General features: G+C 54.6%; 1 protein-coding gene. It reads left to right on the forward strand.

Going from position 1 to position 273, the window contains the following annotated elements; all coding sequences use genetic code 11:
* Positions 1–90: 90 nt before the first annotated feature.
* On the forward strand, positions 91–273 hold a 183-nt coding region (locus E0702_RS17365), incomplete at its 3' end, for a hypothetical protein (RefSeq protein ID WP_205742057.1).

Here is a 273-nt window from a genome sequence, read left to right on the forward strand (position 1 = left end):
CGGCAGACTTGCCGTGATCGCAGTTGACCACGCGACCTGACCTCAACCCCGACTCCACATTCCACAGTTAAACAAGAAGGACATTTTCAGATGTCTACATCACTTCAAGCTACGAAAAAGCATACCAAACGTTCTCCGAAAATTGTCATCAGTGCGGATGATCTCGAGCATCTCGAGGGGCTGGCGGACGGCATGATGCGGCGTCAGCCCGCACTTGCGGACCGTTTGTTCGACGAAATCGCGCGCGCGCGTATCGTGGCATCCTCCAAGATG

It is taken from the genome of Halomonas marinisediminis, from assembly GCF_004347715.1.
GTDB classification, from domain to species: Bacteria; Pseudomonadota; Gammaproteobacteria; order Pseudomonadales; family Halomonadaceae; genus Halomonas; species Halomonas icarae.